Origin of the sequence: Chelativorans multitrophicus (genome assembly GCF_011317445.1) — a bacterium.
Classification (GTDB): domain Bacteria; phylum Pseudomonadota; class Alphaproteobacteria; order Rhizobiales; family Rhizobiaceae; genus Chelativorans; species Chelativorans multitrophicus.
The window spans coordinates 934,809-948,696 of sequence record NZ_JAAAPL010000001.1; the positions used below are offsets into that span (position 1 = coordinate 934,809).

Annotated in this window: 14 protein-coding genes; 8 read left to right on the top strand and 6 right to left on the bottom strand. The window is 60.9% G+C overall.

Annotated elements, in window-relative coordinates:
- The first annotated feature begins 45 nt into the window (after positions 1-45).
- The 7 genes from GNP00_RS04650 to GNP00_RS04680 all read left to right on the top strand — a co-directional run bounded on the left by GNP00_RS04650 (position 46) and on the right by GNP00_RS04680 (position 4,750).
- Positions 46-939 (top strand): alpha/beta hydrolase, encoded by an 894-nt coding sequence (locus GNP00_RS04650; RefSeq protein ID WP_011579976.1) that lies wholly within the window; start codon positions 46-48, stop codon positions 937-939.
- A gap of 196 nt (positions 940-1,135) precedes the next feature.
- Positions 1,136-2,740, top strand: coding sequence for an FAD-dependent oxidoreductase (locus tag GNP00_RS04655; protein WP_011579975.1), 1,605 nt, complete (start codon positions 1,136-1,138; stop codon positions 2,738-2,740).
- A gap of 102 nt (positions 2,741-2,842) precedes the next feature.
- Positions 2,843-3,169 (top strand): ArsR/SmtB family transcription factor, encoded by a 327-nt coding sequence (locus tag GNP00_RS04660; RefSeq protein WP_011579974.1) that lies wholly within the window; start codon positions 2,843-2,845, stop codon positions 3,167-3,169.
- Positions 3,166-3,576: an SRPBCC domain-containing protein gene (locus GNP00_RS04665; protein WP_011579973.1), complete on the top strand. Its 411-nt coding sequence runs from the start codon at positions 3,166-3,168 to the stop codon at positions 3,574-3,576. The genes GNP00_RS04660 and GNP00_RS04665 overlap by 4 nt, the downstream gene beginning before the upstream one ends.
- Before the next feature lie 36 nt (positions 3,577-3,612).
- On the top strand, positions 3,613-3,834 hold the full coding sequence (locus tag GNP00_RS04670) for a hypothetical protein (protein ID WP_011579972.1): 222 nt from the start codon (positions 3,613-3,615) through the stop codon (positions 3,832-3,834).
- A gap of 11 nt (positions 3,835-3,845) precedes the next feature.
- Positions 3,846-4,301, top strand: a complete 456-nt coding sequence (locus GNP00_RS04675) for a DUF1801 domain-containing protein (RefSeq protein WP_246259205.1) — start codon at positions 3,846-3,848, stop codon at positions 4,299-4,301.
- 11 nt (positions 4,302-4,312) lie between these two features.
- Positions 4,313-4,750 carry a DUF1801 domain-containing protein gene (locus GNP00_RS04680; protein WP_011579970.1) on the top strand — a complete coding sequence of 146 codons (438 nt, stop codon included), beginning with the start codon at positions 4,313-4,315 and terminating at the stop codon, positions 4,748-4,750.
- Between the two features lie 96 nt (positions 4,751-4,846).
- On the opposite strand, the gene katG is transcribed toward GNP00_RS04680, so the two are convergent.
- From katG to GNP00_RS04700, 4 genes are all read right to left on the bottom strand, one after another.
- On the bottom strand, positions 4,847-7,027 hold the full coding sequence (gene katG, locus GNP00_RS04685; protein WP_011579969.1) for a catalase/peroxidase HPI: 2,181 nt from the start codon (positions 7,025-7,027) through the stop codon (positions 4,847-4,849).
- A gap of 127 nt (positions 7,028-7,154) precedes the next feature.
- Entirely contained in the window at positions 7,155-7,742 is a 588-nt protein-coding gene (locus tag GNP00_RS04690; protein ID WP_011579968.1) for a GNAT family N-acetyltransferase, read from the bottom strand.
- Positions 7,743-7,777: 35 nt separating this feature from the next.
- Complete coding sequence (locus GNP00_RS04695; RefSeq protein ID WP_011579967.1) at positions 7,778-8,716, bottom strand: homocysteine S-methyltransferase family protein; 939 nt, start codon at positions 8,714-8,716, stop codon at positions 7,778-7,780.
- Positions 8,717-8,755: 39 nt separating this feature from the next.
- Positions 8,756-9,829 (bottom strand): class I SAM-dependent methyltransferase, encoded by a 1,074-nt coding sequence (locus tag GNP00_RS04700; protein ID WP_011579966.1) that lies wholly within the window; start codon positions 9,827-9,829, stop codon positions 8,756-8,758.
- 210 nt (positions 9,830-10,039) lie between these two features.
- Here GNP00_RS04700 and GNP00_RS04705 point away from each other — a divergent pair, with 210 nt between their 5' ends.
- On the top strand, positions 10,040-11,062 hold the full coding sequence (locus GNP00_RS04705; protein ID WP_011579965.1) for a GlxA family transcriptional regulator: 1,023 nt from the start codon (positions 10,040-10,042) through the stop codon (positions 11,060-11,062).
- A gap of 16 nt (positions 11,063-11,078) precedes the next feature.
- Here the strand turns inward: GNP00_RS04705 and GNP00_RS04710 are convergent, their stop codons facing one another.
- A complete protein-coding gene (locus tag GNP00_RS04710; RefSeq protein WP_011579964.1) occupies positions 11,079-11,441 on the bottom strand; it encodes a response regulator in 363 nt (120 codons plus the stop codon).
- On the bottom strand, positions 11,438-13,615 hold the full coding sequence (locus GNP00_RS04715; RefSeq protein WP_011579963.1) for a PAS domain-containing sensor histidine kinase: 2,178 nt from the start codon (positions 13,613-13,615) through the stop codon (positions 11,438-11,440). Before GNP00_RS04715 ends, GNP00_RS04710 begins: the two co-directional genes overlap by 4 nt.
- Positions 13,616-13,888 lie beyond the last annotated feature (273 nt).

Below are 13,888 nucleotides of genomic sequence, written 5' to 3' on the forward strand. Positions count from 1 at the left end.
GGGTTGGTGTGGCATTTGCCACGATAAGATCTGGTAGTCCTCTCGATGCAAGAAGGTGCTTGCGCGGACGGTTCCGGCCGTCTGTCATCCATACCCCGTCGGCTCGCTGTGGCCGCGGCAGCTCTGCTGCTGCTAGCCGGCGCGGCGGGACTGGCTGCCATTCAAACCGTGCCGGAGTTCATCCTTTTTCGTGAACGGCTGGTGCTGAATCTCCTGGAGCTCGAAAGCAGCATCGAACTCCAGCCGCTTGATCTCAAAACAAGCGACGGCCTTACGCTCCGCTCCTGGTATCATCCGCCGATGCCTGGCAAACCTGTCTTCGTCTATTTCCCCGGAAGGGATGGCGATCTTATCCGCAAGCCAGCCCATCTTTTTCAGCTTGCCGAACAGGGCTACGGCCTGACGCTCGCCGGGTATCGCGGCTATGGCGGGAATCCGGGACATCCGAGCGAGCGGCTGCTCTACAGGGACGCGACGGCCTTGCTCACCAAGCTGACCGAGGAACGGCTCGCACCGGACGGGATCGTCCTTTATGGCTATTCGATGGGGACAGGGGTCGCAAGTTATGTGGCGACGCAGGCGCAGTCCCAAGCGTTGATACTTGAAGGCCCGTTCACTTCGTTTCCCGACGCGGTGCGCCGGCAAGTGCCTTCCATTCCGCTCTTCCTCGTTCGAAGCCGTTTCGATAACCGCGCGCGTATCCCAAATATTCATGTGCCGATCCTGCTCCTGGCGGGAGAGAACGACACCGTCACGCCACCATCTTTTGCGGAGACGCTCGCGAAGCTGAGCGAGGGGGTATCGCAGGTGCAGGTTCTACCCGGCGCCAACCACCTCAATATGTACCGTCACGGAGCACTGGACGCCGTGGCGAGTTTCCTGCTCGGTCTGGCCGCAACGGCAGATACCGGGACGGCGGAAGCAGAAGCGGCAATCTAACGCTTGTTCGCCGGGGAACCGGGTGCGTCCGCGGGCGAATATCGCGCGCCAGCCGGCTCGCGTATCAGCGCCTGCATGGCAAAGATCGCTCATTCATACAAATCGCAAGACTTAGCCATATTTTGTGAACGGCGCGAACGCAGCTTTAAGTATTAGGTTCATGAGCTTCCGATTCACTTAAGGCATCGGGCGGGGGATGATCGAAGACCTGCGGGACACAGCTCCATATCCCGAGAAAACAGACGTCATTGTTGTCGGCGCAGGAGCTGTGGGAATCCCGCTTGCTGTCCAACTTGCGCGTGGAGGGAAACGCGTGCTGCTTCTGGAGGCCGGCGGCAGGGCAAAAACAGGCACACTCCAGGGCTTCGAAGGCACGACCTCGGTCGGTCGGCATCTGAGGGGATTGCAGGAGGCGCGCCTGCGATCGCTCGGCGGCACGACCAATGCCTGGGGCGGCCAGCTGCTCGAATTCGATCCGATCGTTTTCGAGCAGCGCGATTGGGTGGACGGAAGCCGTTGGCCGATTACGAGGAGGGATCTGGATCCGTTCTACGAGCTCACCTTCGAAATGCTCGGAATGCGCGACCGCATCAAGAACACCGAAACTCTCTGGCAGAAGCTCAACGTTGCGCCGCCCGACACCGGGCGTGATCTGGACCTGTTTTTCACACGTTGGACGCCCGAACCCAATTTTTCACGGGTATTCCGGTCAGACCTGGCGACGAATCCAAACCTCCACGTGATGACAAATGCTCCGGTCGTGGGCCTGTCGCGCCTCGAGAGCGGACGGCGCTTCGGTGTCACGGTCGCTCCGCGCCATGGAGATACCCTTTCCCTCTCAGCCCGCCATGTTGTTCTTGCCCAGGGCACGATTGAAATAGCCAGATTGCTATCAATGCCGCTGACGAGCGGCGAAATAGCTCCCTGGACGGGTAATCCGTGGCTGGGAAAAGGTTTTTGCGACCATGTGGACGCCGATGTCGGCACCGTCAGGCTGACCGATCCCGAGCGCTTTCATCAGATTTTCGATGGCGCATTGCTCCACGGCCACAAATATCTGCCTAAACTGAAGCTTTCGAGTGAAGCTCAGAGACGCCGCAGGCTTTTGGGAATCGCGGGGCACTTCGTCTTTCAGTCGGGTCATGAGAACGGATTGAAGGCCATCAAGGGCATTGTTCGCAGCCTGATGCAGGGACATCTCAACATGTCCGAGTTGCAGGATTGGCGCGCTCTGGCCGCTATCCCAAAGGTCGCCATACCGGCCGCCATGCACTTGTTGCGAAATCATCGGATCTACAATCCTGGGGATGGCGGCATCACGCTTCGCGTCACCGGAGAACAAATGCCCCTGCGTGAGAGCGGATTGCGGTTGACTGGGAAAAACGATCCGCAGGGAATGCCCATCGCCGAAATTGATTGGCGTATCGACGGCCAACCTGAATTGGAAACGATCGCCACCTTCAGCAGCTTGGTGGCTGACTTTCTGAAACGCGAAGGACTGGCGCAAGTCTCTCTTGATCCGCGGCTGACCGCGCGCGACCCCGGTTTCTTGAGCAAGATCGAAGATGGCTTTCACCAGATGGGAATGGCCCGTATGGGCGCGTCCCCGAGCGATGGGGTCGTGGACAAGGACTTGCGGGTGTTCGGCACCGACAATCTGTTTGTCGCCGGCGCCGCTGCATTCCGCCCTGCCGGCTTTCCCAACCCGACCCTCACCGCGATCGCACTGGCCCTGAGGCTAGGAGATTTTCTGCTGCGACAACCGGCTGGTCGCGACGCTTTCGCAGCACAAGCGGGATAATATAGGTTTGGAATTGGGTCTGCTGCTCAACCTGCATTCCTTGACTCATATATAGCTCATTGGTTATTGATCCAATCCATAGCCAATGAGTTATAAATCGCGATGCAGCAGCAGTCTTACGACATCCTGTTTCGAACGCTTGCAGACCCGAAGCGGCGGGCAATCTTCGAGCGACTGTGCCGCGATGGAGACCAAACGGTCGGCGCATTGACGGCTCAAGCCGGTATCTCGCAACCGGCGGTCTCGAAGCATCTCAGGATCCTGAAAGAGGCAGGGCTGGTGCGCGACCGTCACCAAGGCCGGCAGACGCATTATAGCGCCGAACTCGGTGCGCTTACACCGCTGGTCGATTGGACGAACCAGATGACCGGGTTCTGGCAAAGCCGGTTCAACAACCTCGAAGACCTGCTCAAAAGGATAGACCAGTGACCGATACCGCGAGCGAAACGCTTTCCGTTGTTGTCGAACGGGAATTCCCCTATCCGCCGGAAAAGATCTGGCGTGCGCTTACGCAACCACACCTGATCGAGGAATGGCTCATGAAGAACGACTTCAAGCCTGTCGTCGAGCATCGTTTCAATCTCAGCGCCGATTGGGGCAGTGTCGATTGTCAGGTCCAGGCGGCTGAGTCGCACAAATTGTTGTCTTACACCTGGGACACCAAGGATCTCAGGAGTGTCGTCACCTGGACGCTTACACCGACAAGTTCCGGAACTCTTCTGCGCATGGAACAATCGGGCTTCCGCGCGGACCAGCAGCCATACTACCGCGGTGCCCAGGCCGGCTGGCCGAGATTCTTCGCGGGCCTGGAGCAGGTCCTCGAACGGATGGGCTGAAAGCCCGTGGCGAACTCATCTCTCGAAAGGGTGCTAATGAACTGGAACGCCTGGATTCGGCAAATTCACCGCTGGCTATCGATAATATTTACGATCACCGTCATCGCCAATTTTGTCGCCATGGGATTGGGCGAGCCTCCCGCCTTCGTGGTCTATTCGCCGCTGCTCCCGCTCTTCTTGCTGATGTTCACCGGCCTCTATATGTTCGCGCTGCCATATGCCAGGAGGTGGCGCGGCGGCCGACGCACCGCCGGATAGGAGCGGACATGATGGCCAAGCCCTCCCAGAGATCGGCGGAGGCTACAAGGAAGACCGCGTCGGGACCGGTCCTCCTCTCCGGCGGCAATCCTCAAATAGCCAAAGGCTATGGCGATGCCCCGGTGAAGGCCTATATCGCGGCGATGCCGGGCTGGAAATCCGGCATCGGGCGCCGCATGGACGATATCATCGTGCAAACCGTCCCCGGCGTGCGCAAGGCCGTCAAATGGAACTCGCCTTTCTATGGCGCAGGGGATGAGGACCAGGGCTGGTTCCTCAGCTTTCATTGCTTTGCAAAATACGTGAAAGTGACTTTCTTCCGCGGCGCATCGCTGCATCCCATCCCCTCCGGCAAGTCCAAGCATCCGGAAGTGCGCTACCTCGATATCTATGAAAATCAATTCGACGAAGCCCAGTTTACCGATTGGGTGAAGCAAGCCAGCCAATTGCCCGGCGAGCGAATGTGAGCGGACCAACCATGAAGAAAATGGCGACCACCAAGCGGAAAAGCGGCCCCAGTGATGCCGGAGAAGAAATCTCCCCCTCGGAACTGATCGATGCAAAGATCAAGGAGTTGAACGATTGGCGGGGCGAGATGCTTGGCCGCCTCCGAACCCTCATACAAGAGGCGGACCCGGACGTGGTCGAGCAGGTAAAATGGAGAAAACCTTCGAACCCGGCTGGCGTCCCGGTGTGGGAGCATGCCGGAATCATCTGCACGGGCGAAACCTATAAAGACAAGGTGAAGCTGACATTCGCCAACGGCGCTTCGCTGGAAGACCCTTCCGGCCTCTTCAACTCAAGCCTTGAAGGCAATACCAGGCGCGCCATCGATTTTCATGAGGGCGATCAGATCGACGAAGGAGCGTTGAAAGCGCTCATTCGCGCTGCCGTAACACTAAACCGGGGTGATTGAGCGAGGCGCCACCAAGCGGCGGCGCAAAGCAAACGAGCGCGGATCGCTCCGCGCTCGTTGCAGTCGCTTCTAGACCTATTCGACGGCCTGTTTAGATCAGGCCAGGTCGAAACGGTCGGCGTTCATGACCTTCGTCCACGCAGCGACGAAATCCTGAACGAACTTCTCCTGGCTGTCGCCGCACGCATAGACCTCCGCCAGCGCCCGCAGTTGCGAATGCGCGCCGAAGATCAGGTCGACGCGCGTGGCCCGCCACTTCAATTCGTTGGTCTTCCGGTCGCGGCCCTCATAGGTGCCGTCGGCGATCGGCTGCCACTGCGTGTTCATGGTGAGCAGGTTGACAAAGAAGTCGTTTGTCAGCTTGCCAACCTGCTTGGTGAGGACGCCGTGTTCGGAGCCGCCGGAATTCGCACCGAGAACGCGCAGGCCGCCGAGCAGAACCGTCATCTCCGGCGCCGTCAGCCTCAGTAGCTGCGCCCGATCCACCAGGGCTTCCTCGGGCATCATGAACTGCCTGCCACTCAGATAATTGCGGAAGCCGTCGGCACGCGGCTCAAGAGCGCGGAAGGAATCGATGTCCGTCTGCTCCTGAGAGGCGTCCATACGGCCCGGAGTGAAAGGCACCTTCACATCGACGCCCGCATCCCTGGCGGCCTTCTCGACCGCAGCGCAGCCGCCGAGAACGATCAGGTCGGCAAGCGAGATCTTCTTGCCGCCGGCCTGAGCCGCGTTGAACTCGCCTTGGATCGCTTCAAGTCTCTGGAGAACCTTGGCGAGCTGGGCCGGGTCGTTGACCTCCCAGTCCTTCTGCGGGGCCAGACGAATGCGCGCACCATTGGCGCCGCCCCGCTTGTCGGAGCCGCGGAAGGTCGATGCCGAAGCCCAGGCCGTCGAGACCAGCTCGGATACGGAGAGGCCCGAAGCAAGGATCTTCGCCTTCAGTCCGGCAATGTCCTGGTCGTCCACCAACACATGATCGACCTCGGGGATCGGATCCTGCCAGATCAAGGTTTCCTTCGGCACGAGGGGGCCGAGGTAGCGCACTTTCGGACCCATATCGCGGTGGGTCAGCTTGAACCAGGCGCGCGCGAATGCATCGGCGAACTGGTCCGGATTCTCAAGGAAGCGCCGCGAGATCTTCTCGTAAATGGGATCGAAGCGCAGCGAGAGGTCCGTCGTGAGCATGGTCGGCACGTGCTTCTTGGACGGGTCATGGGCATCGGGAACCGTGGCTTCGGCGTTCTTTGCCTTCCACTGCCAGGCGCCGGCGGGACTCTTCGTCAGTTCCCATTCATAGCCGAAGAGGTTCTCGAAGAAATAGTTGCTCCATCTCGTCGGCGTCTGCGACCAGGTGACCTCCGGGCCGCCTGTGATGGTATCGGCTCCAAAGCCCGTGCCATGGCCGCTTTTCCAGCCAAGGCCCTGGTCCTCAATGGCCGCCCCTTCCGGGTCCGGGCCGATCAGCGAGGGATCGCCGGCGCCGTGCGTCTTGCCGAAAGTGTGGCCGCCGGCGATCAGCGCAACCGTCTCCTCGTCGTTCATCGCCATGCGGTAGAAGGTTTCACGGATGTCCTTCGCCGCCGCCACCGGGTCCGGATTGCCGTTCGGTCCTTCCGGATTGACGTAGATCAGGCCCATCTGCACCGCGGCCAGCGGTTCGGAGAGCTGACGTTCGCCGCTATAGCGCTCGTCGCCCAGCCATGTTCCTTCAGGTCCCCAGAAGAGCTCTTCAGGCTCCCAGACATCCTTGCGCCCGCCGGCGAAGCCGAAGGTTTTGAAGCCCATCGATTCAAGCGCGACATTGCCGGCGAGAATCATCAGGTCGGCCCAGGAGATCTTGCGCCCATATTTCTGCTTGATCGGCCAGAGCATCCGACGCGCCTTGTCGAGGTTCGCGTTGTCGGGCCAGCTGTTGAGCGGCGCGAAACGCTGCTGACCGGCGCCTGCACCGCCGCGGCCGTCGGTTATGCGGTAGGTACCCGCGCTGTGCCAGGCCATGCGGATCATCAGTCCGCCATAGTGACCGAAATCGGCCGGCCACCAATCCTGCGAATCGGTCATCAGGGCATGCAGATCCTGGATGACGGCATTCAGGTCGAGGCTCTTGAACTCCTCCGCATAATCGAAATCCTCGCCCATCGGGTCGGACAAGGTGGAATTCCGATGCAGGACGTCAAGGTCCAACTGCTCCGGCCACCAGTCGCGATTCCTGTGTCCACGGCGGCCGCCGCCGGTAAACGGACATTTGCCCGCGCTATCGTCAGTTTTTGCGTCCATGTTGCTCTCCATCAGCGGCCACTCGCCACCCTAGAACTATTCCAGACTAGGCTAGATTAGAGAACTCAGCTGATAATCGCTAATCGAAATTCCTATTTTCCACGATAGGAATTTATTATCGCTCATATCAGCAGCTTTTGACCATCAACAAGGCATCGCCCTCGCGGTAGTGAAGGCTCGGGTGAGGAACGATTGGCCGCCGCCCGATCTCGCGAAAGCCCTGCCTGCGGTAAAACCGGATTGCGGTCTCGTTACCCTCGAAACAGATGAGGGAGACGCGCGGCAGACCCATTGAACGGGCGCGGCCGTAGACTCGATCCATCAGCCTGCCACCAATCCCCTGCCCGCGGTGGCGCTCGTGCACAGCCAGGCCGGAAACATAGAGCGAGCCCGGATCTTCGAGCTCCGCGTAGGGCCTCAGGACCGGGTCGGGTTCCTCGGCCCCGCTAGTGCCGGCCTCCATGGGAAAGGCGTGCACCATCCCGGCGATTTCGCCGCGGCGCAGCGCCACCAGGCAATTCTCGAAGGAGAACGCCGTGCCGGTGCGCGCATAGCGGGCAGCGCCGACCTCCTCGAGAGATAGGCCCGGCATATCCATCCTGCTCCAGATATAGGCCGCCAGCCCGTCGGAGGAGATGAGGAAGAGGCGGGCTATTTCGCCGGCCTCTTCCTGTAACGCCTGGCGGATTGCTTCGTCCGGTATAATGGCGGTCATGGGATATGACTTCCGTAATGTTCCAGACTGATACCTCAGGCCGCTTCGAGGCAGGTGATGCAGATCTGCTCGATGTGGCGGTGGTCTGTGCCGCAACAGCCGCCGAACACCGATAGATTGGGCAGCTTGCGGCGCAGACGCATATAGTCCTGCGCCAGTTCCACCGGATCGCCTGGGTCGAGCACGTCCGAATTGTCGAGCTCGGCATGGCTCTTGCGCGAGGCGTTGGCGCGGACGCCAAGAATGCGCGCGCGCCATTCTCCTTCATCAAGCGCATTGGCAAAGTGATCGGGGTGGGCGCAATTGACCATGTAATAGGCGGGCGTCGCATCGGTGGCATCGTCCACCTTCTCGATGGCCTCACCCAGCGTCTCGCCTGAGGGCAGCCGCCCATCGGTTTCCGTCGTGAATGATATGGCGACGGGGATTCCTGCGGAGCGCGCTGCGCGCGCAATGCCGATCGCCTCGCCGGTGTGGGTGATAGTGACGGCGGCGACCATATCCGCGGCAGTGTCGGCAAATGTGCGGATCTGGTGAATGTGATATTCCTCTGCCTCGTCCGGGCTGAGTTGAGCTTCCGGCGCATAGCCGTCGCCGCGAGGGCCGATATTGCCGGAGATCACAATGGGAGCACCTGTCCGGGCTTCCCGCCGCAATTCCTCCATCAGCTTGATGGCCTCGCGGTTGAAGGTTTCGATCCTCTGCGTATCGTGGCCGAGTTTCGCGCCCCAATCGCGCGAGCATCGCCAGGTCGGGCTTTCGAGAATGAAGCCGACGCCGCGCTCCTCGGCGATCCTGAGGTAATCACGATAGTAGCTCTTCAGCGCGTCCCGCCCTGCCCTGTCGTCGAGCAGGGCGTATGACGCAAAGTGAGGAAGATCGAGGCCCTTATGGAAGATGAGCGTGGTCTCGATGCCGCCGTCGGTCAGGAAACTGCCGCTGAGCTGCGGCAGGCGATCTCTATGGTCCGTCATGTCCGTGTCCTTTCATTGCCCTTCGCATTGGGCGGGGCTTCAGAGCCGCGCTTCGAGGATCAAGTTAAACGGCGTCTCGAATGCACGCCGGAAGCGGGTGAAGCCCGCCTGGCGGAAGACATCCTTCAGCCGTGACTCGCCGGCCTGCGCGCCGAGCACCAGGCGTCCGCCGTCCGAGATCGCATGGGCGCAACAGATCGTCGTGGAGGCCGCGTAGTAGAGCCTGCCCACCGGCGAGATATTGTCTTCCACCCGATCATTGGCGAAGGGCTCCACCAGCATCACCGTACCGTCGGGCGCGAGCGCCTTGGCGGCGTGTGTCGCGGCGGCGACCGGGTCGCCCATGTCGTGCAGCGCGTCGAAGAAGCATATCAGATCGTAGCCGTTGGCGGGATAGTTATCGGCCCGTGCCGCCGTGAAGGTCGTCTGTTTGGAAAGGCCTGCCTCGGCGGCCAATTCCCGTGCTTCTCTGATCGATTCCTCATGGGTGTCGAAGCCGTGGAACCGCGAGGCCGGGAAGGCCTTCGCCATGAGCGACGTTGAATGGCCGTGGCCGCAGCCGATGTCTGCAACCAGCGCCCCTGTCTTCAGCTTGCCGACGACGCCGTCGAGCGCCGGCAGCCATTCGGAGACGAGGCTTGCCTTGTAGGCATTGCGATAGAAGGCGGCAACGCCGCAGACGAGCCGCCCGTCATGGTCGCCCCACGGTATGCCACTGCCCGTGCGAAAGGCGTTCACGGCCTTCTCCTCGTCGGCCCACATCGAGGCGGGAACGGCCCAGGCGCCGGGAAAGAAGACCGGGCTGTCCTCGTCGGCGAGCACAAGGGCCTGCTCGGGCGTCAGCTCATAAGTGTCGGTCGCGGGATGGTGGGCCAGGTAGCCGCCGGCGACCTGCGAGTTGAGCCATTCGCGAACATAGCGCTCGGCGCAGTCGGCGCGAGTGGCAAGCTCGAGGGCGCTGAGCGGGCCGGCCCCCGCCATGGCCTTGTAGAGGCCGAGCCGGTTTCCAAGACTGATCATGACGCCGCCATAGCCGGCCGACAGGTCTGCGAGCGCACGAGCGACCAGCGCGTCCAGCTTTGCGGAATCGATTGCACTGTGGGTATGTTCCATGTTCAAACCTCCCGTCCACGCGCTCGGGGATGCCCTGAGCTGCGTGTCGTTGCTCACGAATTTCGTTGATGCAGCCAGTCGCCGAAGGGCAGCGGTTCTGCTCCTTTCCGATCGACTGCAGGGCCGCGTAAATAGATGTGGCGCCGCTCATAGAAGAGAGGCAAAATAGCCGGAACAGTGCGAGATGAGCCAAGCTGAGAAGGCGAAGCAATGCTCAAGCGCGTCAGCATCGTGGTCTTTCGCGAATGCGACCCGTCGATCATCTACGGCATCTTTGACACATTGTGGGCGGTGGGGAGGCTCAAAGGGCTGCCCGGCGGGCCGCTTTTCGAGCCACGCATCGTCGCGGCCGAGCACGGGCCGCTTGAGCTCATCACCGGCGTCAGCATCGTTCCGCAAGACCAGATCGACGATGTCGAGCAGACGGAGATCGTGTTCGTGCCGAACCCGATCGTGTGGACGCCCGAGGAACTTAGCGCCCTTGACCGCCGGATCATCGATTGGGTCAAGAAGATGCACGATCGAGGCGCGATGATCTGCTCCGCCTGCGGCGGCTCGCTCGTGCTCGCCGCGGCCGGGCTCCTCTCCGGCCGTGAAGCGACGACGCACTGGACCCATGTCCCCGTGTTCCGCCACGCGTTTCCCGATGTTCGGCTGCATGAAGACCGCATCCTGGTCCAGACCGGCGACGGCCATAGGATCATCTGCTGCGGCGGCGCCTCGTCATGGCAGGATCTTGCTCTCTTCCTCATTGCCCGCTACGGCGGCGGCGAGGAAGCGATCCGCATTTCCAGGTTCTTCCTCTATCAGTGGCACCGCGACGGCCAGCTTCCCTACGCCTCCATGGCCGTCAATGTCATCCATGGCGATGCCGTCGTTCTCAAATGCCAGACCTGGCTTGCGGAGAACTACGACCGTCCGGACGTCATTTCAGAGGTCACTCGGATTTCCGGCCTGCCCAAACGCACATTTGACCGACGCTTCAAGACGGCCACCGGCTACTCGCCGCTTGCCTATGTCCAGGCGCTGCGCATAGAGGAGGCGAAACAGATGCTGGAGACCGGCTCATCGCTGGTAGACGCTGTCGGCCGCGAGGTCGGCTACGAAGATGCCGCATCCTTCCGCCGTCTTTTCCGGCGCCTGACGGGCATTTCGCCGGGCGACTACCGCCGCCGTTTCAGGCTGCCCGACTATGTTCGATCCAGTTCCCGGGTGGGGGAACCCGGAAGGTAGGCGGACCGAACGCACTTCAGCGCCGGAGTATCGAGGCGATCGCCTTTTGCAGCTCTGCCATGGAGAAGGGCTTGCCTATTACAGGCTGGCCGGTGAACTCGTGAGGTAATCCGCTTTTCCCGTAGCCCGTGCTGAACAGGAACGGTATCTGCCGCTCGCGGAGGATTTCCGCAATGGGAAAGGCGGGTTGGCCATCCAGATTAATATCCAGAACCGCCAGATCTATATCTGCCGTGGCCGCGATCCTGCACGCTTGGGCAAAGCATGCCGTCGATGCCGCGATCTTGCAACCGAGATCCTCCAGCATCTCCTCAATCAAAAGCGCAACGGCCCCCTCGTCCTCAACGACAAGGACCTTTAGACCCAAAAGCTCATTCATGCCTTGATCGACTCGATTGGGATCGAGATGCTGCACGATACTCCGCCGGGATCGAAGACGAGGGAGAACTCTCCGCCAAGATCGCGTTCGATACAGCGCTCCATCAGACGGGTGCCGAAGCCTCGCTTCGTCGGCGGAATTACCGGCGGCCCTCCCTGCTCGCGCCAATCGAGCGCCAGCATCGTTTGTTTTGCCGCCCGCTGCAGGCGCCAGACGACCGAAAGCGTTCCCGTATCCGAGGAAAGCGCGCCATACTTGACGGCGTTGGTGACGAGCTCGTTGAGCGCCATCGTGAGGCTTAGCGCTGCCCGCGGACTGACATCAACGGCAGGCCCTTCGATCAGGATCCTGTCGGACGCTTCGCCCGCAAGAGGCGTCAACACCTCATGGGCCAGCGACTCCAGGGGGGCATTCTCCCAGTGCCGTTTGGTGAGCAGGTCATGCGCGTGCGCAAGTGCAAGAAGCCTTTCTTCGAAGCGGCCTCGGAAATCCCCCAGATCTTCGCAATGGCGTGCTGTTTGGGAGGCCAGCGACTGCACCGTTGCAAGCGTATTCTTGACACGGTGGTTGAGCTCGTCGATGAGCACCTTCTGCCTGTTTTCCGCCTTTTTGCGCTCGCTTATGTCCACGAGCATGTTGATGGCGCCGACGAGCTTCCCATCAACGTCATGGAGCGGCGTCGGATACGGAATGAAGGGAACACGCGTGCCGTCGGGCCGCTCGGCTATCGCTTCTACGCCACGAACGGGGCGGTTCTCCCTCAGTGCGACCGCCATCGGGCAGTCATCGTGCGGCAGGGGCGTACCATCCGGATTGTAAAGACGCCAGGTAACGCACCACAAATCCCCGGCCTGGGGTGTCCGGCCGGCCATTTCAACGGCAGCCTTGTTGTAAAAAGTAATATGGCCAGCCGCATCGGTGGTGTAGACGGCGGCCGGTAGCGCTTCGAGCAGGTCCCGCATGTGCCGTTCGCTCTCGCGGAGCCGATCCTCCATCCACTTCGCCTCGGTGACGTCCTGTATCACCCGTACGCCATAGCGGAAGTTGCCCCTACCATCTCGCACCGACGAGCTGTGGACGTCGAGGTAGACCGTTGTGCCGTCAGGCCGGTTTGCCCGCTTGCGCAGCGTGTAGTTGTCACGCTCCCCACGGATCTGACTCACATAAAGGGCGGAGTCCTTCTCGCGGTCCTCTTCGTGCGTGTAGTCGAAGAAGGTCATTTCCAGGAGCTCTTCGCGGGTACGTCCCAACATCTTGCAGGCGGCGTCGTTCACACGGAGCATGCGCCCTTCCGCGTCGGTTTCGGCAATGCCGATTGTGGCGGCCTCATAGGTCGCCGCCAGGCGCTCTTCGCTCTCGCGACGCGCCAGTTCGGCCTCGTAGAGACCAGTAACATCGGTCGTGAAGCAGCGCGTGTTGGCGAACTTTCCGTCCTGGAAGCGGCTGTTGGATGTGATCAGCACATGCTTAATCGTGCCATCCTTCGCGCGAAGGCGCGCGGGATACCGGTCCAGCCTCTCCCCGCAAGACAGCTTTTGGAGGATATCGCCGATAACGGGGGCATCCGCGTGAAATTCCGCTATGTGCCGGCCGACATATTCCTCGGCGGTGTAGCCAAGGAGGGCAAGCTCGGCCTTGTTTGCGCGCTGGATGGTTCCTTCACCATTCACGATGTGAAGGCCGATCGCACCATTCTCGAAGAAGTCCTCAAGTTCGTCATTCTTGCGGCGAACCTCTTCTTCCATGGCCTTATGGCGCGAGATGTCCTGAAAGCAGTTGATCGCCCCCTGGATTTTCCCGCTGTGATCCCTGAGAGCGCGGATATTCACCAACGCGATGATGCGCGACCCATTCGGCCTTTCGATCACGACTTCGGCATTGCGCGTGGCCTCACCCGTAAAAACTGCCGTTGCCATCGGGCAATCTTCATGTGCCAGGGGTGTGCCGTCCGGGAGGAAGAGACGATGCGAACCGCAGAAACGCACATTATTTTCCGGCGGGGACTGCCCCCAGAGTTCAGCAGCCTCCGTATTGTACCGAACGAGCCAGCCTTCGTGGTCGCAAAGATAGACTGCGCCGGGAATGGCCTCCAGCGCGCTGGACCCTGCCGCCACTAGCGCCTCATACTCGCTGAGGCGGCGTGCTGTGACTGGAAATTCTTCTACGTTCGACATCAGCCAACCTGCACCGGATAAACTTGCCAACGTGAGTATAATCGGCGTCCTAGTCCAGATCAAAGTGCCGAAGAAAGGATGAATCGGCCCCGCGTCGATCAACCCACGCCCAGTTGGAGAAAAAGAACGCACGACGCGGCGAATTGTTCCTACTTTTCTTTCGGATTTCGAGTTAGCGGGTCAGCCCAAGCGCGCCGCTGCGTCGCCCTGGCAAATGGAACCGGCCCCCGGAGAACCATTCCTACGCAGCTGAATTCAGCGGTCGTCTCGGAC